Annotated in this window: 21 protein-coding genes and 1 pseudogene; 13 read left to right on the top strand and 9 right to left on the bottom strand. The window is 70.3% G+C overall.

Annotation, left to right across the window (positions count from 1 at the left end; all coding sequences use genetic code 11):
• Positions 1-27: 27 nt before the first annotated feature.
• Positions 28-834: an LLM class F420-dependent oxidoreductase gene (locus tag ACN8HC_RS06830; protein ID WP_490074070.1), complete on the bottom strand. Its 807-nt coding sequence runs from the start codon at positions 832-834 to the stop codon at positions 28-30.
• Positions 835-884: 50 nt separating this feature from the next.
• Here ACN8HC_RS06830 and ACN8HC_RS06825 point away from each other — a divergent pair, with 50 nt between their 5' ends.
• Positions 885-1,940, top strand: a complete 1,056-nt coding sequence (locus tag ACN8HC_RS06825) for an alpha-hydroxy acid oxidase (RefSeq protein WP_490074069.1) — start codon at positions 885-887, stop codon at positions 1,938-1,940.
• Here the strand turns inward: ACN8HC_RS06825 and ACN8HC_RS06820 are convergent.
• Positions 1,920-2,540 (bottom strand): nitroreductase family protein, encoded by a 621-nt coding sequence (locus ACN8HC_RS06820; protein WP_490074068.1) that lies wholly within the window; start codon positions 2,538-2,540, stop codon positions 1,920-1,922. The two genes, ACN8HC_RS06825 and ACN8HC_RS06820, sit on opposite strands and share 21 nt — an antisense overlap.
• 190 nt (positions 2,541-2,730) lie before the next feature.
• Here ACN8HC_RS06820 and ACN8HC_RS06815 point away from each other — a divergent pair, with 190 nt between their 5' ends.
• Genes ACN8HC_RS06815 through ACN8HC_RS06785 form a run of 7 tightly spaced genes read left to right on the top strand, consistent with a single transcriptional unit; the run spans position 2,731 to position 11,602 of the window.
• On the top strand, positions 2,731-3,237 hold the full coding sequence (locus tag ACN8HC_RS06815) for an RNA polymerase sigma factor (protein WP_490074067.1): 507 nt from the start codon (positions 2,731-2,733) through the stop codon (positions 3,235-3,237).
• Positions 3,234-4,658, top strand: a complete 1,425-nt coding sequence (locus ACN8HC_RS06810; RefSeq protein ID WP_490074066.1) for a beta propeller repeat protein — start codon at positions 3,234-3,236, stop codon at positions 4,656-4,658. The genes ACN8HC_RS06815 and ACN8HC_RS06810 overlap by 4 nt, the downstream gene beginning before the upstream one ends.
• Positions 4,659-4,675: 17 nt before the next feature.
• Complete coding sequence (locus tag ACN8HC_RS06805; protein ID WP_490074065.1) at positions 4,676-7,366, top strand: bifunctional acetate--CoA ligase family protein/GNAT family N-acetyltransferase; 2,691 nt, start codon at positions 4,676-4,678, stop codon at positions 7,364-7,366.
• A 48-nt stretch (positions 7,367-7,414) separates the two neighbouring features.
• The gene (locus ACN8HC_RS06800; RefSeq protein ID WP_490074064.1) at positions 7,415-8,023 is read left to right on the top strand and encodes a DUF5998 family protein; all 609 of its coding nucleotides are present in this window, start codon (positions 7,415-7,417) and stop codon (positions 8,021-8,023) included.
• On the top strand, positions 8,020-9,171 hold the full coding sequence (locus tag ACN8HC_RS06795; protein WP_490074063.1) for an alkaline phosphatase family protein: 1,152 nt from the start codon (positions 8,020-8,022) through the stop codon (positions 9,169-9,171). Before ACN8HC_RS06800 ends, ACN8HC_RS06795 begins: the two co-directional genes overlap by 4 nt.
• A 24-nt stretch (positions 9,172-9,195) precedes the next feature.
• On the top strand, positions 9,196-9,918 hold the full coding sequence (locus ACN8HC_RS06790) for a thymidine kinase (protein WP_490074062.1): 723 nt from the start codon (positions 9,196-9,198) through the stop codon (positions 9,916-9,918).
• Positions 9,919-9,925: 7 nt separating this feature from the next.
• The gene (locus tag ACN8HC_RS06785) at positions 9,926-11,602 is read left to right on the top strand and encodes an MFS transporter (protein WP_490074061.1); all 1,677 of its coding nucleotides are present in this window, start codon (positions 9,926-9,928) and stop codon (positions 11,600-11,602) included.
• A gap of 152 nt (positions 11,603-11,754) precedes the next feature.
• On the opposite strand, the gene sepH is transcribed toward ACN8HC_RS06785, so the two are convergent.
• Positions 11,755-13,149 (bottom strand): septation protein SepH, encoded by a 1,395-nt coding sequence (gene sepH / locus ACN8HC_RS06780; RefSeq protein ID WP_490074060.1) that lies wholly within the window; start codon positions 13,147-13,149, stop codon positions 11,755-11,757.
• A 118-nt stretch (positions 13,150-13,267) separates the two neighbouring features.
• Between sepH and ACN8HC_RS06775 the strand changes: the two genes are divergently transcribed.
• The 5 genes from ACN8HC_RS06775 (at position 13,268) to ACN8HC_RS06755 (ending at position 17,123) form a co-directional block, all read left to right on the top strand.
• Positions 13,268-14,491, top strand: coding sequence for a ferrochelatase (locus ACN8HC_RS06775; RefSeq protein ID WP_490074059.1), 1,224 nt, complete (start codon positions 13,268-13,270; stop codon positions 14,489-14,491).
• Between the two features lie 5 nt (positions 14,492-14,496).
• Positions 14,497-15,333: an inositol monophosphatase family protein gene (locus ACN8HC_RS06770; protein ID WP_490074058.1), complete on the top strand. Its 837-nt coding sequence runs from the start codon at positions 14,497-14,499 to the stop codon at positions 15,331-15,333.
• A 172-nt stretch (positions 15,334-15,505) separates the two neighbouring features.
• Complete coding sequence (locus ACN8HC_RS06765) at positions 15,506-15,805, top strand: DUF4193 domain-containing protein (RefSeq protein WP_490074057.1); 300 nt, start codon at positions 15,506-15,508, stop codon at positions 15,803-15,805.
• Positions 15,806-15,925: 120 nt separating this feature from the next.
• Positions 15,926-16,744, top strand: coding sequence for a DUF3710 domain-containing protein (locus ACN8HC_RS06760; RefSeq protein WP_490074056.1), 819 nt, complete (start codon positions 15,926-15,928; stop codon positions 16,742-16,744).
• 1 nt (position 16,745) lies between these two features.
• Positions 16,746-17,123 (top strand): OB-fold nucleic acid binding domain-containing protein, encoded by a 378-nt coding sequence (locus tag ACN8HC_RS06755; protein ID WP_490074055.1) that lies wholly within the window; start codon positions 16,746-16,748, stop codon positions 17,121-17,123.
• Positions 17,124-17,138: 15 nt separating this feature from the next.
• Here the strand turns inward: ACN8HC_RS06755 and ACN8HC_RS06750 are convergent, their stop codons facing one another.
• The 6 genes and pseudogenes from ACN8HC_RS06750 to ACN8HC_RS06725 all read right to left on the bottom strand — a co-directional run bounded on the left by ACN8HC_RS06750 (position 17,139) and on the right by ACN8HC_RS06725 (position 21,286).
• On the bottom strand, positions 17,139-17,633 hold the full coding sequence (locus tag ACN8HC_RS06750) for a hypothetical protein (protein ID WP_490074054.1): 495 nt from the start codon (positions 17,631-17,633) through the stop codon (positions 17,139-17,141).
• Between the two features lie 56 nt (positions 17,634-17,689).
• Entirely contained in the window at positions 17,690-19,276 is a 1,587-nt protein-coding gene (locus ACN8HC_RS06745; RefSeq protein ID WP_490074053.1) for an MMPL family transporter, read from the bottom strand.
• Positions 19,277-19,310: 34 nt separating this feature from the next.
• Positions 19,311-19,778: pseudogene (locus tag ACN8HC_RS06740) on the bottom strand (hypothetical protein); the annotation flags it as partial.
• Between the two features lie 146 nt (positions 19,779-19,924).
• Positions 19,925-20,221 (bottom strand): TSUP family transporter, encoded by a 297-nt coding sequence (locus ACN8HC_RS06735; RefSeq protein ID WP_490074052.1) that lies wholly within the window; start codon positions 20,219-20,221, stop codon positions 19,925-19,927.
• A 19-nt stretch (positions 20,222-20,240) separates the two neighbouring features.
• Complete coding sequence (locus tag ACN8HC_RS06730; RefSeq protein ID WP_490074051.1) at positions 20,241-20,414, bottom strand: DUF8730 family Cys-rich protein; 174 nt, start codon at positions 20,412-20,414, stop codon at positions 20,241-20,243.
• A gap of 47 nt (positions 20,415-20,461) precedes the next feature.
• Entirely contained in the window at positions 20,462-21,286 is an 825-nt protein-coding gene (locus ACN8HC_RS06725; protein ID WP_490074050.1) for a rhodanese-like domain-containing protein, read from the bottom strand.
• Positions 21,287-21,996: the final 710 nt, after the last annotated feature.

Below are 21,996 nucleotides of genomic sequence, written 5' to 3'. Positions count from 1 at the left end.
CGGCTGCACCGACACTCAGAGTCGTGGTCAGGCGTTCAGCCGGTCCCGCCACGCCAGCCACTTCTCGAGCACCGTGAGGTCGTAGTCCGGACCGCTCGCACCCAGGGTGAACAGCCGGGCGCCCAGCTCGAGGAGCGGCTGTCCCTCGACTTCCGGGTCGCCGGCGACACCGCCGTCCCGCCCGCGGCCGCCGACGCCGACGGACACCTCGATGTCGTCGAGGGAGCGCCCGGCGGCCGCGCAATGGCCGCGCAACACCTGGAGCTTGTGCACCAGCTGCTCCGGACCGGAGAAGCTGTGCCAGATCGTCGCGTGCTCGGCCACCAGCCGTAGCGTCTTCTTCTCCCCGCCGCCGCCGACAAGGATCGGCACCGCGCCCACCGGCGGAGGATTGAGCGCCGCCAGTCGGGACTTGATCCGCGGTAACGCCGCGGCCAGCTCGTCGAGGCGCCGACCGGCCGTGCCGAAGTCGAATCCGTAGCTGCTGAAGTCCTTTTCGAACCACCCGGAGCCCAGGCCGAGGATCAGCCGGCCGCCCGAGATGTGGTCGACCGTCCGTGCCATGTCGGCGAGCAGATCCGGGTTGCGGTAGGCGTTGCAGGTGACCAGGGCACCGAGCTGGACCCGCGAGGTCTGCTCCGCCCAGGCCGCGAGCGTCGTCCAGCACTCGAAATGTCTGCCGTCAGGGTCCCCGTTGAGCGGAAAGAAGTGATCCCAGTTGAAGATGACGTCGACGCCGAGGTCCTCGGCGCGTCGGACCGCGTCGCGCACCTGCTCGTACGACGCGTGCTGCTGCTGGATCTGGACGGCGATGCGAACCGGGCGAGACGTCATCCCGCAACACTAAGGTCGTCGGCAGTCCTATCGAGCAGGAAGGACCCAGGGTGCACGAGCAACTCCAGCGGCTGCGCGACGAGGCGGAGCGGGCCGTCGACCCGGAGATGTGGAGCTATCTGAGCCGCGGCTCCGGCGACCAGCGGACGGTGCAGGAGGCGCACGACGCCTGGGACGGTTATCGCCTCCGGCCACGCGTGCTGCGCGATGTGTCGCACGTCTCGACCGACCTGTCGCTCTTCGGAGGCGTATGGCGGACGCCGATCGGCATAGCCCCGACGGCGTTTCACGCCGTGCTGCACACCGACGGCGAAGTCGCCACGGCGACGGGGGCAGCCGCGGCGGGTGCCCCGATGGTCCTCTCCAGCCGGTCGACCCGGCGCATCGAGGACGTCGCGGCGGCGATCGACGGGCCGTGGTGGTTCCAGGTCTACCTGATGCGCGAGCGGGACATCACCGCCGCGCTGATCGAGCGAGCGGCCGCGGCCGGGGCGACGGCGATGGTGCTGACCGCCGACACGCCATACGTGGGCCACCGGGCTCGGACCCCAGCGCTGAGCCGGCCGCTGCCCCTCGGCGACGACCAGGCGCTGATCAACGTGCGGGAGCACTTCCCGGTCGATGTCGGCGACTATTGGCAGCTGATCGACCAGCGCGCCGACCTGAGCCTGAGCGACATCTCCTGGGTGGCAGACATCGCCGACCTGCCGGTGATCGTCAAAGGCGTGCTCCGCGCTGACGAGGCGGTCGCGTGCGTCGACGCCGGCGCGGACGGGGTGTGGGTCAGCAACCACGGCGGCCGGCAGCTGGACCGGGCCGTCGCGACCGGCCGCGCGCTGCCGGAAGTGGTTGCAGCAGTAAGCGACTCGGTTCCGGTGCTCGTCGACGGGGGAGTGCGCGACGGCTTCGACGCACTGGTCGCGCTCGCGCTCGGTGCCAGCGCCGTGATGCTCGGGAGACCGGTGATGTGGGCGCTCGCCGCGGAAGGAGCGGACGGCGTCGCCACGATGCTCGACGAGCTCACCGCCGAACTGCGGCACGCGATGGGCCTCGCCGGCGCCGCCCGGCTCGGCGAACTCGACGCCTCACTGGTCGTCGTGCGCTGAGCTGCCGAACCTTCCGAAATGCGTGACCTCGTCCAGCGGACGCCGGCGCACCGAGCGCGTGCTGCCCGACGGGTGCGGGTCGGCGGCATAGCCCAGCGCGATCACGCCGACCAGGCCACGGTCCTCCGGTATGCCGAACGCTTCCCGCACCGCGTCCAATCGCTCGACCGGCACGCCGAAGAAGAGCCCACCCAGGCCTTCGTCGACGGCGCCCAGCAGCACGAGCAGTGCCGCCATACCGGTGTCCACGTCCCAGTAGGGCACCGGCCAGTGCTCCTCCGACTCGTCCTGCCACGGTTTGTCGTCCCGGGCGTAGCGGCGCAGATAGGTGCTCTTGTCCGAGCAGCACACGATCAGCACCGGTGCCGTGCTGACACCCTCCAGCCACGAGTCCGGTATGCCGTCGTCGGTCGTCGCCGCCCAGAACGCGTCACGCTCGGCGTCGCGCAGCACCACGAAGTCCCAGCCCTGGCTGAAACCGGCACTCGGCGCGCGCACCGCGAGCTCGAGCAACCGCCGCACCGTCTCGGCGTCGACCTCCCGGGCCGGGTCGAACCGTCGCACCATCCGTCGCCGCAGCACCGCGTCACGCAACTCCATGACCACGCAGCCTACGGAGGCCGCCGGGATAGGCTGTGCGGGCCGGTGGTGGCGATGTCCACCGGTGCACGACTGGTGACAGCAGCGGACAACCAACCGTGCGGCCCCTTCCGGCGTCCCCTCGGGTATGACGGCGACGATCTCCGGCCGGCGCGCGGCTGCCCGCGTCCCACGGGAAAGGTGGCGATGGGTGGCTTCGGGGGAAGCAGCCGTCGAGCTTGCCGTCCGCGAGGTGTATGACGCGCACTTCGGACGCCTGGTCGGCTGGACCACGACGCTGATCGGCGATCGGGATCTGGCACACGATGTGGCCACGGAGGCATTCGTGAAGCTGATCACGCACTGGCACTCGGTGCAGGACCCGCGTGCGTGGCTCTACACGGCCGCCGCCAATCAGGTGCGCGATCACTGGCGCAAGCGGGGCCGCGAGGCTGCGGCATACCAGACCTACATGTCCGGCAACGGCCGGTCGACCGAGATGGCCGAGCCAGGTCTGGACCCGGCCACCCGGATGACGGTCCGTGACGCCGTCGAGTCCCTGCCGGAGCGCTTCCGGCTGGTGGTGCTGTTGCACTACTTCGGTGACCTGTCGGTGGCCCAGGTCGCCCTGCAGACCGGCAAGAGCGAGGGAACGGTGAAGCGTGACCTGCACGACGCCCGGAAGCTGCTGGCGCAACGGTTGGAGGTGACCCGATGACGGACGAGCAGGACGACCCGGTGGCGCGCTTTTTCGCCGAGGCGCGCGCGCAGGTGCACGACGAGCAGGCGACCGACCTGCAGTGGCACCGCATTGTCCAGGAGTCGCGTCGCACCGCACGCCGGCGCAGCCGGACAGCGTGGCTGAGCAGTGCCGCGGTCGCCGTCGTCGCGATCGTCGCGGTGCTGGTGTGGCAGCAGCAGGGCATCACCGGCGGGGTCCGGCGCGGCCAGGCCATCGACGGGAGCAACACGGTGCTGCGCACCGGCGAGCCGACCGCGATCCAGACCTCCGTCTCCGCCGCACAGAACCCGACCGCGGTGCCCAAGAGTTTCCAGGCCTGGTCGCTGAGCAACGCCGGGCAGGGCACCGTCTACGCGCTCGGCTCGCAGACCTGTGGCTCGGACGTGTGCCCGGTGCTGCTCAAGTCCGGCACTGACGGCAGCACCTGGGCGGCGGTGCACAAGTTCACCGGCACCGACGTCTCCGCAGCCACCGGCACCAGCGACGTGCCGGAGGTCCAGCCCACTCGCGCGATCACCCAGACACGGTTCGTCACACCGCAGGTCGGCTTCGTCTTCGGCGGCGACCTCTGGGCGACGACCGACAGCGGAACCACGTTCACCAAGCTGACCCATCCCGGGACGACGGTGCTGGACCTCGAGATCAACAACCAGCAGGCCGTGCTGCTCAGCGCCGACAACTGCGCGCAGGGTGAGTGCAACGGCCCGATCCATGTCACCCGGTTCGATGCGACCAGCGGCGCCGTGGGCGACTCCGGGGCCGCGATGACGCCGAGCACGTCGATCAGCGGCGGACGTCTGGTGGTCCAGAACGGCCAGGTGATCGTGCAACTCACCAGCGCCACCTCCGGCGGCCCGCTGCCGCCGATGCGGCTGGACGGCTCCTCGCTCCACACCCTGCGCGCGCCCGCGGCGTGCAACGGCTCCCAGCTCCAGGCGATTGCCGCCGCCACCAGCCCTGGGAGCAGGTTGTTGTATGCCGTCTGCGCCCCGAAGGCGTTGCCCGGCAACCGCATCTTCTACACGCTGGTGCGCAGCGACGACGCCGGGAACAGCTGGCGCAGCGTCTCGGTCGGCGCCCTGATCCTGCCGCGACTCGGCGACGTGTGGCTCGCGGCGGCGGACGCCGACCACATCGCGGCGTCGGCCGGCGGCCCGCGGGACACCAACGGCGTGCCCGCCTCCAGTGGCGCGGGCAGCCTCGTCGTGTCGGTGAACGGTGGTCAGGGTTTCGGCCCGGCGCACGCCCCGAAGGGCACCGCACTCCCGCGGTACGGGTTCGACTGGCTGGCGAGCCCGGGCGCGGACTACCTCTACGCCATACCGCGCACCACCCATGGATTCTGGATGACGAAGGACTTCGGCGGCAGCTGGACAGTGGTCGACCCCCGCCACTGACCTGGCATGCTGCAAGCATGAACGAAGACGCGGATCAGGCACTCCCGGAGGGCTACCCGCGCGACTGGGAGGCTGACGTCGTGCTGCGCGACGGGTCGGTCGCCCAGGTCCGGCCGATCCGGCCGGACGACGTGAAGCTGTTGCAGGAGTTCCACGAGCGACAGTCCGCCGAGTCGATCTACCTACGCTTCTTCGCCCCGCTGAAGCACCTGTCGGACCGTGAGGCGCAGCGCTTCGCGAACGTCGACTACCGCGAGCGGGTCGCCCTCATCGTCGAGGCCGGCGGCCGGATGGTCGGGGTGGCGCGCTACGACCGGCTCACCGGACCGGACGGGCCCCGCGCCGAGGTCGCGTTCAACATCGCCGACGACTTCCAGGGACGCGGCGTCGGCTCGGTGCTGCTGGAACACCTCGCGGCGATCGGCGCGGAGGCCGGCGTGCAGGAGTTCGTCGCCGACGTCCTCCCGCAGAACCACAAGATGATGTCGGTGTTCACCGACGCCGGGTATGCCGTGCACCGCCGCTTCGACGACGGCGTCATCTCCCTGTCATTCCGGATCGAGCCGACCGAGCAGTCCCAGGCGGTCCGGATGGCGCGGGAGCAACGCGCCGAAGCACGCAGCATGCGCTCGCTGCTGGCACCGTCCTCGATCGCCGTCGTCGGCGTCGGGGCGAGCCCCACCGGCCTCGGCCGCGGAGTGTTCGAGCACCTGCAGGCGGGCGGCTTCACCGGTGAGCTGTATGCCGTGAACCGCAACCAGCACGACGAGATCCCAGGAGTGGCAGTCCACTCCAGCGTCACATCGGTCCCCGGGCCGGTGGAGCTCGCCGTCATCGCGGTGCCCGCGGCCGAGGTGCTGAGCGTCGTCCGCGACTGCGCCGCCCACGAGGTCAAGGCATTGGTCGTCGTGTCGGCCGGGTTCGCCGAAGCAGGGCCGGAAGGTGAGCGGCGGCAGGCCGAGCTCGTACGGACGGCGCGACGGCACGGCATGCGCGTTGCAGGCCCCAACTCGTTCGGCGTCATCAACACCAGCGACGAGGTGCGGATGAACGCCTCGCTGGCGCCGGAGATGCCGAGCCGCGGCCGATTCGGCCTCTTCGCGCAGAGCGGTGCCCTCGGCATCGCGGTGCTGGACTTCGCCGAGCGGCGCGGGCTCGGCCTGACCGACTTCGTGTCGACCGGCAACCGGGCCGACGTGTCGGGCAACGACGTGATGCAGGGCTGGATCGACGACGAGGACACCGCGGCCGTCGGACTCTACCTGGAGTCGATGGGCAACCCGCGCAAGTTCTCCCGCATCGCGCGCCACCTGTCGGCACAGAAGCCGGTCATCGTGGTGAAGTCCGGCGTCTCCTCCTACGGTGTGCCGCCCGGCCACCGGGTGCGGCCGACGCACACCTCCCCGGAGGCGTTCAAGTCGATGCTGCGCCAGGCGGGCGTCATACGCGTCCAGAACCTGCACCAGCTCTTCGACGTCGCCCAACTCGTGGTCAACCAGCCGATCCCGCGCGGTCCGCGGGTGGCCATCGTGGGCAACTCCGACGCGCTCGGCGCGCTCGCGGCCGACAACGCGGTCAGCTGGGGACTGCAGATCACCCACGGACCGGTCAACCTGCCGGCCGAGTGCACCCCGGAGGAGCTCGAGGCGGCCGTGGAGGCAGCCCTCACCGACGAGGACGTCGACAGTGTCGTCACCGCCTTCATGCAACCGGTGATCATGCAGGGCATCTGGCTCGCCAAGTCGCTCGCCACGGTGGCCGCACGGCACGACAAGCCCTGTCTCACCACGTTTCTGGGGATCAGTGGACTGAACGAAGTGCTCTCCGCCGTCAACCCGGAGACGGGCGTCGAGCGGTTCGTCCCGTCGTATGCCGTGCCCGAGGACTCGGTGCGCGCCCTCGCCGCCGCGACCCGGTACGGCGAGTGGCGCGCCACCGACCGTGGCGCTCCGGTGCTGCCCGACGGCATCGACCGCGACGCCGCGGAGCGACTGGTCGGCCGGGTGCTGGCGGCTTCCCCGGACGGACGCCCGCTCACGGCACCGGAGGCGCAGGAACTCCTTGCGGCATACGGCATCGAGGTGTGGCCGTACACGCCGGTGCACTCCGCCGAGCAGGCCGCCGAGGTCGCCGACCGGATCGGCTACCCGGTGGTGGTGAAGTCGATGTCCCGGCTGGTGCGGACCCAACCGGTCACCGCGGTGCGCGCCGACCTCTCGCACGCCGGCGCCGTACGTGACGCCTACAAAGTGCTCCACGAGCGACTGGCGCCGTTGCACGCCAATCGCCTTGTCGTGCAGCGTATGGCGACTCCCGGCATCCCGTGCATCGTGGCGACGGGGGAGGACCCGCTCTTCGGGCCGGTGGTGCGCTTCAGCGTGGCGGGCGCGCCGACCGAGGTGATGGGCGACCTGGCCTACCGGATCCCGCCGCTCACCCAGACCGACGTGCGCGAGCTGATCGACTCCGTACGCGCGGCCCCGCTGCTGCACGGCCAGGGCGGCGGGCTGGCGATCGACCGGGCGGCACTCGAGGACCTGATCGCCCGGGTGTCCGTGCTGGCCGAGGACCTGCCGGACATCGCCTCGCTCGAGCTCGACCCGGTCAACACACACGCGGGCGGGCTGGAGGTGCTCGGTGCCTCGATCACCGTCGCACCGCCTCAGCTACGCACCGATTCCGGGCGCCGGTCGCTGCCGACCGCGTAGTCCACAGGGCGCGGCGGATCTCTCCGTGAACCTGCGACAATGGTCGGCATGTCTTCGACCAGCAAGCACATCACCGCGTCGACCCTGCCGACGGGGCTCCTCGCCGACATCGAGCAAGCGGGCTACTTCCCGTTGCTCGTCGCGGACGTGGTGGCGGCAGCGGTCGGCGCGGAGAGCATCGATTCGCACCTCGTGCACGCGGAGACGACGATCGACAACGAGACGGTGCGGCGGCACGTCACCGTGTTCGTGCTCACCGGCACGCGGCTGATCCTCGCCCACGCCGACGACCACGCGCCCGAGCCGGATTCGCCGGTGCAGCATCTCGGCATGGTCGCCACCGCCACGAGCGAGACCGTGCCGCTCTCCTGTGTGCGCGGGGTGATGCTCGGCCGGGTGGTCAGCGATCCCGAGCAGTATGTCGAGGGGTCGTTCGGACGTGAGGTGACGCTGACCATCTCCTGGGGTGCGGTGTCCCGGGTGGACCTGCTTCCGGCCAACTGTGCCGACCCGACGTGCGACGCGGACCACGGTTACGAGGGCACCATCACCGGTGACGATGTGACGGTGCGGGTGAGCGCTGACGCCGACGGCGATGCCAACCTGCTGCAGGCGCAGGCGTTTTCGACTGCACTGTCGGCAGCGATCGGCCGGTGACGTTCGAGACGCCCCCGTCATACGACGCAGGCGGCCTCGCCGGTGTGCTGCCACGGGTGGTGGCCTCGCTCGGCGGGCCTGAGCTCGCGCCGGCCGCCGCGCAGGCGCCGCTGCCGCCCGCGGCGCGCGCCGTCGTCGTGCTGGCCGATGGTCTCGGCGCCCAGTTGCTGCGAACCCGATCCGGTCACGCGCCCTTCCTCCGGAGCGCCCTGGCCGGCCAGGACGCGGGCATCCCGGACGTGCTCACGGCGGGCTTCCCGTCGACCACGGCGACGAGCATGGGCACCTTCGGCACGGGGTTGCCGCCCGGAACGCACGGCCTGGCCGGCTATCAGGTCCGCGCGCCCGGCACCGATCACCTCTTCAACGAGCTGGACTGGATCGGCGGCCCCGATCCGGTGCACTGGCAACCGCATCCGACGATCTTCGAACGCGCCGTCGCTGCGGGCATCCCGGTGACGATGGTCGGCCCGGCGAAGTTCGACGGCTCCGGACTCACCTCCTCTGCTCTGCGCGGCGCGTTGTTCGCCGCCGCCAAGGACCTGCCGTCGGCGGTCGACGCGGCAGTTGCGGCGAGTGCGGGAACGCGTCGTTCCCTGGTCTATCTCTACTGGGGCGACGTGGACCGGGCCGGGCACCAGCACGGTTGCGAGTCCTGGCAGTGGGGCGAGGCCGTCGAGCACCTGGACGCCGAGCTGCGCCGGCTGCGCGCGATCCTCCCGGGCGACACCTCGCTGACCGTCACCGCCGATCACGGAATGGTCGACGTGCCCGACTCCGCGAAGACCGACGTCGCGACCGACCCCGAGTTGCGCGACGGCGTCGAACTGGTCGGCGGCGAGCTCCGCGGGCCGCAGCTCTACTGCCGGCCCGGCGCCGCAGCCGACGTGCTCGCCACCTGGACCGCGCGCCTCGGCGAGGACGGCTGGGTGATGAGCCGGGAGCAGGCGGTGGCCGCCGGGTTGCTCGGTGACATGACGCCCGAGGTGCTGCCCCGCTTCGGCGACGTCCTGGTCGCGGTGCGGTCCGCGATCGGCTTCACCGACACCCGCGTCATGAATTCCCGCATCGTCGCCCTCATCGGCCAGCACGGGTCGCTCACCGACGCCGAGCAGCAGGTTCCCTTCATCCACCTGCCGCCCCGGTGAGGAGCGACCCTAGGGTGTTCCAGCGTGGCTGAACTCCTCTTCTTCTCCGGCACGATGGACTGCGGCAAATCCACCCTTGCCCTGCAGATGAACCACAACCACCGTGCCCGCGGCCGCCACGGGCTGGTCTTCACCAAGTTCGACCGTGCCGGTGCGGCCGTGCTGTCCTCACGGCTCGGCCTGTCGCAGGAAGCGATCGAGGTCCACGACGACCTCGACTTCTGGGAGGTCGTGGTGGAGCAGGCGACCGCCGGACGGGTGATCGACTACCTCATCTGCGACGAGGCGCAGTTCTACACACCGACGCAGGTGGAGCAGCTCGCCCGGCTCGTCGACGAGATGGGCATCGACGTCTTCACCTTCGGCATCACCGCCGACTTCCGGGCACAGCTGTTCCCCGGGTCCCGCCGCCTCATCGAGCTGGCCGACCGGACGCAGGTGCCACAGGTCGAGGCCCTGTGCTGGTGCGGCAAGCGGGCCACCCACAACGCCCGCGTCGTCGACGGCCACATGGTCGTCGAGGGCGAGCAGGTCGTCGTCGGCGACACGACGGACGACAGCCCGGCCGTCGTCGAGTACGAAGTGCTCTGCCGCCGTCACTACATGCGCCGGATGACGTCGCACGCCGCCCGCGCCCAGTCGCTGTCGGCCGAGGTGCTGCCCTTCGACCTGGACCTCTGCCCGCTCCCGGGCGCGCAGCCGAACGGGCCGTCCACTACCGCGGATTCGCCCACGAACCTGGAATGATGACCGTATGAGTGGTGACGGCCTTTCGCGCAGGAAGCGCCGCCGCGCCGAACGGGACCGGGCCTTCACCGAGCCGGTGCGACAGCCGTCGCCCACCCGGCCGCTGCCGAGGACACCCGGCCCGGCATACACCGAGGATCAGGAGCAGGAGCCGACGGACGCTGCGCACGGCGGGCGCGACACGGCGCGCGCGGCCGGACGCGGTTTCGTGCGCGGTGCCGGAGCGATGGCCCGCTTCACCGCGACTGCGAGCAGGAAGACCATGTATGCCGCCCGCCGTGCCAGCGAGGCGCAGGGAGCTGGGGAGACCGGTCTCGCCCGGCTGATTCAGGTCCACGCGTTCAACTCGGCCGGCGACGCCACGGTGACGATCGGACTGGCCGGCACCGTCTTCTTCTCGGTGTCGTCGACCCAGGCCAAAGGCCAGGTGCTGCTCTTCCTGTGTCTGACAATGCTCCCGTTCACGGTCGTCGCGCCGCTGCTCGGCCCGCTGCTGGATCGGTTCCGGCACGGCCGCCGGTGGGCCATCGGCTTCACGCTGGCCATCCGCGCTTTCCTGTGCTGGGTGCTTGCCGGGGCCGTTGACAACCACTCGGTGTGGCTCTTCCCGGTGGCGTTGTGCGTGCTGGTGGCGTCGAGGGCCTATCTCGTCACCCGTTCATCGGCGGCGCCACGTCTGCTGCCGCCTCAACTCACGCTGGTCAAGGCCAATGGCCGGCTGTCCCTGGCCGGTGTCATCGGCGCCGGGATGGCCGGTGCGCTCGCCGGCGGCGCCGCGAAGATCGGGGGCGCCTCGTGGGCGTTGCGCGTGGGCGCGCTGCTGTTCGCGATCGGCACCGTACTGGCCATCCTGCTGCCGCCCCGTGTCGACTCCAGCGTCGGCGAGAAGCCGGCGCCGTCCGGACTGACCACGGGCAAGGCGGCCGGTCGCGGCGTCGGACCGGCCGTCGTCACCGCCCTGCGCGCCAACACCGGGCTGCGCTGGCTGTCCGGTTTTCTCACGATCTTCCTGGCGTTCCTGGTCCGAAGCCACCCGTTCCCCGGCTGGCAGGGCAAGGAGACCCTGCTGCTCGCCCTGGTGCTCGGTGCCGCCGGCGTCGGCAACTCCGTCGGCACGGTGGCCGGTGCCGTGCTCAAGATCGCCTCACCCAAGACGATCGTGCTGGCGACGCTCATCGCCGACGCGATCGCGGTCGTGGTCGCCGCCGCCCATTTCACGATCGTCACGGCCGTTGCGGTCGGTTTCGTGGCCGGCCTGGGTCAACAGCTGGGCAAGCTCGCGCTCGACTCGCAGATCCAGGACACCGTGCCCGAACACATGCGCACCAGCGTTTTCGGCCGCTCCGAGACGTTGCTGCAACTCGCGTGGGTGATCGGCGGCATCATCGCCGTGGTGATCCCGACCGACGCCTCGCTGGGCATGATCCTCGCCGCAATCGTGCTCGTGGGGTGGGCAACGGTGGTACTGATCTGGAACAGCGGTCACTCGCTGCCGGTGCCGCGCCGAGCGCGTGCCACTCGACCGCGTCCGCCGGAGGCGGAGGCGCGTCCTGCAGGGGCGCGCCCGGCGGAGCCACGCACAGCCGCTGACGAAGCGGAGACGATCAGCGTCCGGCGCAGCGACGTGGCGCGACACCGTCCGCCGCGTCCCCCTCGCGAGGATCGCCCGGGAGGCTGGCGCTGACGACGCTGGCCGCTCGTAACTCGCGACGGTTGCGGGTTGTGTCCATGGGATCAGCGTGATGCCGCTGATAACTCGCGACGGTCGCGGGTTGTGTCACGGGATCGGCGTGATGCCGCTGATAACTCGCGACGGTTGCGGGTTATGTGCAGGAATCAGCCCCGGCCCGGGCGGCGGCCGAACATGATGTCGTCCCAGCTGGGCACCGTCGGGCGTCCTTTGCGGGCGGTGGTCGGGCGATCCGGAATCGCCGGGTTGTCCGGTTGCTCGTCCTCGGTCTCCTGAGCCGGGGCCGATTCCGCCGTAACCTCTTCGCCAGCTACGTCCTCGACCTCCTCGGCGCCTTCGGCGCCTTCGACGTCCTCGACGTCTTGGACATCGCCGGCCGGCGTGGTCTCCTCCGGAACCGCGGGTTCCGTCGTCTCCGTCTCGGGTTCGAGGTCCGCGAACAGGTCCGCGGTGCCGGTCACCGGATCGTGACCCAGCTCCTCCACGGACGGTTCGGCGATCTCCTCCGGCCGCGGGTGCGACCCGACGGGCGGTGCTTCGCCGCTGGTGTCGAGCTGCTCCTGGGGGGCGGCGTCCTCGGGGAAGTCCGCGGCTGACGCCGCTCCCGCCGCAGGGCGGCTCTTCCGCTTGCGGTTCTTGGACCGCTCCCGCATCGCGGCGACCAGGTCGACGGGGCGCTCGGCCGGTTCGCTGGGAGCGAGCGCCGATCCCGCCGGGTGGGTCGGTATGGCGGTGGCGGAGGTGCGGCCGCCGCGGACGCGGCGCACGGGCGTCTTCCGGGTGTCCTCGAGACCGCCCTCGGCCTCGACGTCGTAGACCGATGCGTCACGGCCCGGCCCGGACGAGAGCAGGCCCGGGGTGTTCTCGTCCTCGCCGAGCCAGCGTGCCTCGTCGTCGGTCGGCTCCAGGATGCGGCCGCGGACGTCGAAGTGCCAGCTCGCCTGTCGTTGGCGGCCGCCGGCCGGGAAGCTGCAGATGACCGTCCAGCCGTCGTCGTGGCCGCGCCACGCGTCCCAGACGATGTCCTCGGCCGCGACGCCCCGGCCGTCCAGCCGTCGCTCGACCCGTTGCCCGAACGTCGAGTCAGTGCGACCGGCGCTGGCGCCACTCACGGCGAGACCGCGCGCGGCACCGGCAATGTGCTCGCGTTCGGCCCGGATAGGGCCCTCGTAGCGCAGCACCTTCTCGGTGGTCCAGCCGGCCCGCTCGGCGACGTCGTCGACCGACACCCCGGCACGCAGCAGAGCCTGGACGTCGCGCGGGCGCAACTCGTCGGGGACGGGCACGGACGTGACGTCCGCCGACGGGCGGTGCCGCACGCGTCGCACCGCGGCGCGCAGCGCGTCGTCGATCGCCAGGACGAGGCGCTCCTCGCTGTCCTCGCTCTCGGCAAGTAGCAGGTGCTCGCCGTCGTCGTGGACGCCGATCAGTCGCAACTCCCGCATGTGCGTGTCTCCCAATAGCCCGTGGTGCGCCGAGCCGTGCCCGGTTTCGTCCGTCGCTGCAGCAGCGCTGTGTTCAGCCGCAGACAACCATGCCATGACGCATTGTGCGGACCCTGCAGGGCGCGCCGGTCACAGCAGCGGAGGAGTCGTACGCTGGCGGGGCCGGACCCACCGGACGGCAACCGTCAGATCTCGCCAGGAGACACCCACCGCAATGTCGTCCCCGATCGCCGAGCCCCCGGAGCAGACGCCCTCCCCGCAGCAGATGCCCGTCGAGGAGCCGTCGCCCGTCGAGTCCACCGAGTCCGCGCCACTGCCCATCACCCAACCCGTTGGTGAGTCGCTCGCGCTCGAGCCGTATGACGCCGTGGTCGTCCTCTCCTTCGGTGGTCCCGAGGGCATGGACGAGGTGATGCCGTTCCTGCGGCGGGTGACCGGCGGCCGCGGCATCCCGGACGAGCGCCTCGAGGAGGTCGCGGAGCACTACTACGCGCGCGGTGGCCGTAGTCCGATCAACGACCAGACGCGCGCGCTGCAGCAGGCGATCCGGGCCGAGCTGCGCCGGCGCGGATATTCGACCCCGGTGCTGCTGGCCAACCGCAACAGTGAGCCGTTCCTGCCCGATGTGCTGCGCGGTGCGCAGGAGGCCGGCGCGCAGCGGGTGCTCGTGGTGACGACGAGCGCCTATGCGTCATACAGCTCGTGCCGGCAATACCGCGAGGACATCGCTGCAGCGCTCGGCGAACTCGCCGATGAGGGCCGAAGCCTGCAGGTGGACAAGATCCGGCAGTACGCCACCCATCCCAGCTTCGCGCGGGTGAACATCCGGCTGGTGACCGAGGCGATCCGCGCCTGCGGACAGCCCGACGACGACTTGCTGCGCGTGGTTTTCGTGACCCATTCGATCCCGACCGCGATGGACGACACTTCCGGCCCCGGTGACGGCGAGGGCAACCTCTACGACCACCAGCACGACGAGATCGCGCACGTCATCCTCGACGAAGCGGGCATCACCCTCGACCGGAACCTGTCCGGTGCCCTGGTCTACTGCTCACGCTCGGGGCGACCCGAGCAGCCGTGGCTGGAGCCGGACGTCAACGACCATTTGCGGTGGCTCGCGACCGACGGGATCACCGACGTCGTTGTCGCGCCGATCGGCTTCGTCTCCGACCACATGGAGGTCGTGCACGACCTCGACACCGAGGCGGCGGAGACCGCCGCGGAGGTGGGTCTTCGGATGACGCGCGTGCCGACGGTCGGCACCGACGCGGAGTTCGTCATGGGGCTGGTCGATCTGGTCGAGGAGCGGGCGGCCGAGGCGCGTGGCGAGCGGGTGGACCCGCTCGCCTGGCCGGGCGAGGCGATGCCGTCGATCTGCGCGCCCGGATGCTGTCCCAACCTGCGGATGGCCAAGCCGGCCGCGTGCGGAAGGGACTGAGCGCGATGACCGCCACCGAACCCACCCTGCGACCCGCCGAACTCCTGCTGCTGGAGGAGATCGCCTGCGCCCTGGCGCGGGAGGCCGGCGACCTGATCGTGACCGAGCGTCCGGACCAGCTCGGCGTCGCGGCCACCAAGAGCGCGCAGACCGACATCGTCACGGTGATGGACCGGCGCAGCGAGGAGTTGCTGCGCGGCCGGCTGGAGTCCGCGCGGCCCGGTGACGGGCTGCTGGGCGAGGAGGGTGCCTCGCGGCCCTCGCAGACCGGCGTCACCTGGGTCGTCGATCCCATCGACGGCACCGTCAACTACCTCTACGACCTGCCGGCGTATGCCGTCTCGGTTGCCGCGTGCGTCGGCGACGTGCACACACCCGGCCAGTGGCGTCCGGTGGCCGGCGCCGTGATGAACCCGGTGACCGACGAGCTGTTCCACGCCCGCAGCGAGGGCGGCGCGTTCCTGCAGCACCGCGGCCGTAGCCACCGGCTGCACGTCACAGCGCAGGACGATCTGGCGCTCAGCCTGGTCGCCACCGGCTTCGGGTATGACGTCGGCAAGCGCCGCGAGCAGGCGGCCGTCGTGGTCGATCTGATCCCACAGGTCCGTGACATCCGCCGGGCCGGCAGCGCAGCCATCGACCTGTGCTCTGTCGCCGCCGGACGGTTGGACGGCTACTACGAGTCAGGCCTCAACCCGTGGGATCTGGCGGCCGGCTGGCTGGTGGTCACCGAGGCCGGCGGCGTCGTTCAGGGTGCCGGCGGCGCCGCGCCGAGTGCCGAGCTGGTGGTCGCCGGAGGCCCGGCGGTGGCCGCGGCACTGGCCCCTCTCGTCGACCGCTGACGGCCGCGGAGCCTGGAGAACCGACCCCGCCTGCCGGGGTCCGGATTCGATAGGGCAAAATCCCCGCGGTCCGGGCACAAAACGCGGGCGTCCAGCGTTATTGCGCGCGAAGACGCCGAAACATTCCGCTCAGCCTGTGACACTGAGCGACAAGAAGACGGGAAAGACCGCAATGGCAACTGATTACGACGCTCCGCGGAAAAGCGACGACGACCTCGAGAACGACTCGATCGAGGAGTTGAAGGCACGCCGCAACGACAAGAGCACCGCGAACGTCGACGTGGACGAGGCAGAGCAGGCCGAAGGCTTCGAGCTGCCCGGCGCCGACCTGTCCGGGGAGCAGCTCTCGGTGCAGGTGATCCCACGACAGGCGGACGAGTTCACCTGCTCCAAGTGCTTCCTGGTGCACCACCGCAGCCAGCTCGCCTCGGAAGAAGGCGGACTGCTGGTCTGCACCGAGTGCGCGGCCTGACCGGGTGACTCCGGGAGCGAGTCGCGAGCGCCGATTCGCTTCCGGAGCCGGTCAGCGCAACACTGACATCAGAGCGACGAGCATTCACCGACGAGCAACAGACAAAGGGGCACGAGCGCAGTGGCACTCTTCCGGCGCAAGGCCAAGGAGCAGGAAGCCGACGAGGCCGACGTCAGCACCGAGGTCGAGCAGACCGACGCCGACGCCGAGGTGACCGACGCCGCCGACACGGTTACGGCGAACGAGGACGACGACCGCCCGTCCCGGCTGCCGCGTCCGTTCGACCTCGACCGCTCGCAGGGGCCGTTCGACCGCACCGAGGTCAAGACGCTGGACGGACTGCTGGACTTCGGCTCGATCGCGATCATTCCCCAGCCGGGCATGGAGCTACGGCTCGACGTCGACGACGCGGGCCAGGAGATCACCGGCCTGACGGCCGTCGTCGAGGGCGCGGCCTGCCAGCTCCAGGCGTTCGCGGCGCCCAAGAGTCGTGGGGTGTGGGACGACATACGCGACGAGATCGCCGACAACCTACTCGCCGGTGGCGGGACCGCCGAGGAGAAGCTCGGCCCGCTCGGCATCGAGTTGCACACCCGGATGCCCACCCGCGGAGCGGACGGCCGAACGACCTACGCGCCGGCCCGGTTCGTGGGCGTCGACGGTCCGCGCTGGTTCCTGCGGGTCGTCCTCTCCGGCAACGCCGCCATCGACGACGCTGTGGGTGATCACCTGCTGGAGTTCGTCCGGCACAGCGTCGTGACTCGCGGAGGGGAGCCGCGAGCTCCGCGCGAGATGCTGCCGCTGCAGATCCCGCAGGACATCCAGGACCAGGCGGAGGCGCAGGCCGCAGAGGCCGAAGCGGCCGCGCAGGATGCGACCGAGACCGCCGACGACTTCAAGCCGTTCGAGCGCGGCCCGGAAATCACCGAGGTGCGCTGAGATGAGCTGGAAGTCATCGTTGGGCAAGGTCGCCGAAAGGCTCACCAAGCCGGACGAGCAACTGGAGAGCGACGACCTCCGCGCGACCACTCGTAAGCTCGGCGCGACGCCGATCTGTGACGCGCCGGACCGCTCGATCTCGTCCTGTTGCGGCACCGTCCGCAGCATCAGCCTGCGCCCGCGCGGCGAGTCGGTGCCCGCCATGGTCGTCGACCTGGACGACGGCAGCCGCACGATGAACCTGGTGTGGCTGGGCCGCCGGAAGATCGCCGGCATCGAGCCGGGCACCTACCTCAAGGTCACCGGGCGGGTCACCTATCTCAAGGGCACGCCGACCATCTTCAACCCGTCGTACGAGATCAAGACCGGCGCCCACTGATCGGACGGCGTCCGATCACTCGGTCGCTTCGGCGTTGCCGAAGACATCACGGCCGACGCGCTCCCGGAAGGGTTCCAGCCGGGCTCGCTGCTGCGCGGCTCGCTGCTCCAGGTGGTCGAAGTCGATCTGGGGCAGTCGTGTTGCCAGGCCGGCGAGGTCGCGCAGTGTCGTCCACAGGACCTTCTTGCCCTCGATGCCCATGACGAGCAGCTCCAGCTCCTCGAATCGGCTCAGTGGGGAGTAGCCGGTCAGCCGGCCGTTGAGCTTCAGCCGGCCCACGCGCTCCCCGACGAGTGCCATGGTCGTCTTGACCGGATCCTCGCGGATCGAGAGCTTGCGCATGATCGTCCGGAACGTGTCGACGTCCTCGGCGATGCCCGTGGCGACGTCATGGAGTGCCTCACCCAGCGCGCTGCCGCGGTTGTTGCGCTCGGCACGTTGCGCCAGCTCCCGCCAGAGCACTCCGGCGGCGAGCTGATCCCTCAGGTAGATGCCCAGGAAGTAGTCCACGCGGCGGAGCTACCCGGTGCTCGTCCGGCTCAATCTCTGGACGCTGGCCACACTGGTCAGTGCGAGAACCGCACGTCCGGCAGGATTTTCGCCAGCCAGCTCGGAGCACGCCAGGCTCCGTGGCCGGTGAGCCGCAGGATGACCGGGAGCAGGATGAGCCGGATGCACAGGGCGTCCAGGAAGACCGCGACGGCCAGGATGATGCCCATCTCCTTGGGGGCCAGTGGTCCGGACAACGCGAAGGTCAGGAACACGGCGACCATGACTCCGGCCGCTGCGACCACGACGCGCCCCGAGGTTCGCAGCGCCTCTCGCACGGCGTGTTGCGGGTCACCGGTGGCGTCGTACTGCTCGCGTGCGGCCGACAGCAGGAAGAGCGTGTAGTCCATCGCGACTCCGGTCAGCATCGCGCCGAAGAACAACGGCGCCCAGGCGTCGACGAAGCCCTGTGGCTGGAAGCCGAGCAGCTCCGAGAGGTGGCCGTCGCCGAAGGTGAGCTTCGCGACGCCGAATGCCGCGCCGATCGAGGCGAGATTGGTGATCGTGCCGACGAATGCGATCAGCGGACTGCCGAGCGCGATGAGCAGCAGCAGAAAGCCGAGCCCGATCAGCAGCCCGAAGACGACCGGGGTCTTCGCGGACAGCGCCTTCTCCAGGTCGTGGTTCTCGGCCGCGGCGCCTCCGACCAGCGTGCCGCGTGGCAGTTCGGTGCGGATCCGGTCGATGGTGGCGCCGGTGGCCGGCGCGGAGGCGTCGGTGGTCGGGATGGCCAGCAGCATGGTGTGTCCGTCGTGTGCGCCTGCCGGAACGGTTGCCGCGATGCCGCGGTCGTGCAGCAGCGCTGTGCGTGCGACTCCGGCTGTGGAGGTCGGCGTGACGACTTGCAACGTGCCAGGAGTACCGGGCCCGAACGCAGCCGTCACCTGCTGGTACCCGGCGCGGGCCGATTGGTCGGCGGGGATGATCGAGATGGACGGCATTCCGGTGCGGAGTCCCAGCACTGGCGCAGCCAGTAGCGCGAGCACGGCGAGGGCCAGCGCGCCGGCAGCCCACGGCCGTCGGTGCAGCAGGGCGCCCCAGCGGTGCATCAACTGCTCGACTCCACGGCGGTCGGTCGCCTCAGCTGCGGTCGTACGCCGGGCGCGACGTCGCCCCGCGTCGGGTCGGCGCAGACGACCGGCGTCGATCTTCGTCCCGAGCTTGCCCAGAACGGCCGGGAGCAGGGTGAGTGTCGCAACGAGTACGGCGACGACGGACAGCATGATGCCCAGTGCCATGGAGCGGAACGCAGGGCTTGGCACCAGCAGCACGGTGGACAAAGACACCAGGACGGTGATTCCGGAGAACGCGATGGCCTTTCCGGCAGTGCCCATGGTTTCGGCGACGGCTTCGATCGCGGCGCGTCGCTCGCCCGGCCGCGCTTGTCGATGGTGCAGCGCCGACCGGTATCGCACGACGAGGAACAGGGCGTAATCGATGCCGAGGGCCAGAGCGAACATCATCGCGAAGTTGAGTGCCCAGACACTGACCGGAGCCAGGTGCGTGGAGATCACCAGGGCACCGGCCGCGGTGAGCAGACCGACCATCGTGAGCATGAGCGGGAGTCCGGCGGCGACGAGGCTGCCGAAGGCGAGGACGAGCACTATGAGGGGTCACCGGCCACGACAACACCTCGGACTTGATCATTGCGCTGTGATTGACCTTGTTGAAGTCCGACCAGAGGGCGCTGGATCCCGTGAGGTCCACCGACACCGTGGAGGTCGCCAGCCGGCTCAGCGGTTCGGTCAGGTCGTCGGCCGCGCGGACCATGGTGTTCGCATCCTGCGCTGCACCGGCCTGCACTATGGCAGTCGTCCCGTCGCGGGACAGACTGACACCTGGCCTGGGCGCGACCACGGTGCTCACCCGCGGATCTGCCTTGAGCGTGGATTCGACCTGCGCGATGACACGACGGGCGGCGGGATCCTTGGTGATCGGGCCAGTTCCGTCGTGGACCACGACCTGTAGCGCAGTGGAGCCCATGCCCGCGAAGTCGCGTTGGATGACGTCCCTGGCCTGCACGGACTGACTTCCGCTGTCCTGCCAGCCGGCGCCGGACAGTGCGGTCTCGACCTTGGGCGCGAAGGCACCGAAGCCGGCAAGCACGACCAACCAGAGAGCGAGGACGATGCGGAGGTGGGACGCCGACCAGGCGCCCAGTCGGGCCAGTCCGGTGTGCCGCGAGGGCGCCGTTTCGTCGTGAGCAGTGGTGGGCCACGCGTGCGGGTCGGTGGATGTAGTGGGTTCAGCGGTCACAGTGGGTCTCCAGAAGACAGGGGTGAGGGACTCGGGTCGTGCAGCCCGGCCGCCACGAACCTGGCGACCCGCAGGAAGATCTTCCCGATGGCGGCCTCCGACGATCGCGCGTGCCCGACCGCGGCGATGAGCGACGTGAGGCCGACGATGACCAGGCTGCCGGTGGTGGCTGCCTGCGCGGGTTCACCCAGCAGGTAGACCAGTGCCGGCACGGTCAGAATGGAACCCCCGCCACCGAGGGCTCCGAGACCGGCGCCGATGAGCAGGCCCAGTGCCAGTGCGGCGATCTGCATCAGCGTCAGATGAGGACGCTCAGCCGCGGCCGAGCAGCCGGCGCAGGAACGACCCCTGCAGATCCGGCGCCTGCTCGGCGTGACCGGGGCACCGATCCGCGCGGGGGACGCGCTCCATGACTTGGTCGACGTGGCGGCCACAGCCGGCCCAGCTGGTCTTGCCGCACCTCTTGCAGGTAACCGGACGACACATGGTGAATGCTCCTTTTTTGGCGGAGGGGGTCGTGGTGCGTGTGCGGGTCAGGCGATCGGCAAGCCGCTGGCGGCGGCGTTCTCGAATCCGTCGTCGACGGCGATGACGGGCTTGTGGTGCGCCGCCAGCACGGAAGCTGCGATCGAGGCGCGGTAACCTCCGGCACAGTGCACCCAGACCTCGCCCTCCGGGACATCGTCGAGCCGACCGAGCAACTCGTGCAGCGGGATGTTCACCGACCCTGCAATGTGGGCGGCGGCATACTCCTTCGTCCGACGGACGTCGAGAACGGCGACGTTGCGGTGGTGGCGGACCTGCGCCAGATCGGCGAACACCGCCCGCGGGAAGGACTCGAGCGCGCGGTCGGTCCAGCCTGCCGGATCCCCGGTGGCGGCGCCCTCGAGGCGGTCGATGCCGATCCGGGTCAGTTCGCGTTGCGCCTCGGCGACCTGCTCGGGGGAGTCGCCGAGCAACGTCAGTGGCGTGCCCCACGGGATCAACCAACCGAGGTAGGTGGCGAACTGGCCGTCGAGGCCGAAGTTCAGGGTGCCGGTCACGTGACCTGCCGCGAACGCGGTCCGGGTGCGCAGGTCGACGACCCACTCACGGTTCGCGATCCGGGAGGCGATGGCCTGCGCGTCCGCCTGCTGGGGCGTCGCCAGATCGACAGCGTCGGGGCCACCAGCGTTGCCCGGCATCATGTGCACGTAGTAGGCCGGGTAGTCGTCCAGGCCGGCGAGAGTCGCATCGGCCCATTCGTGCTCATCCTCGGTGAGGGCCGGGTTGACGCTCTTCTCCGCACCGATCGTCGAAGACGTGGCGTCACCGGTCGATCCGGACGAGCAGAACGACCCGAAACCGTGCGTGGGCAACACCGCAGTGTCGTCGGGCAGTTCAGCTGCCAGCCGGTGCACGGAATCGAACTGGTGGTGCAGCAGCTCGTGGGTGTGCTCGGCGCCGAGTAGGTCCGGCCGGCCCGTTGCGCCATACAGCAGTGATCCGCCGGTGAAGACCCCGACGACCTCGGCGGCATCGGCACTGCCCGTCTCCAGGGCGTAGGACAGGTGGGTGAACGTGTGGCCCAGGGGTGGCGATGACCCGCAGGCGCATCACCGGCGACACCTCGATGAGGTCGCCGTCGCGCACCGGAACGCGGTCGTAGCTCACCTGGTCCGCCGCGTTGACGTGGGTATGCCGCGCCGGTCGCCTCGGCCAGCGCCAGACCGCCGGTCAGGTAGTCGTTGTGCAGGTGCGTCTCGAACACGTGCGTGATCCAAACGCCGGCCTCGCGGGCGAGGTCGAGCACCCGATCGATGTCGCGTTGCGGGTCGATGACCAGCGCGACCTGCCCGTCGTGAGCCAGGTAAGACCGGTTGCCAAGCGTCGGTGTGTCCAGGGTCAGCACCGTGGCAGGGTTCGGGGTGTCAGTCATCGCGATCATTTCCTCGATAGGGGCCGGAAGCCGGTGTCTCAACTTCGGGACGGATACCCAGGGGGGTATCGTAACCGCTTCAACATATATACCCTGATGGGTATTCCTGTCACCTCAGGCAAGGATCCTCATCCCGCCCGGGTCGCCGAC

The sequence above is a fragment of the Flexivirga sp. YIM B11880 genome (genome assembly GCF_058148645.1).
This window is presented reverse-complemented; position numbering and strand designations above follow the sequence as displayed.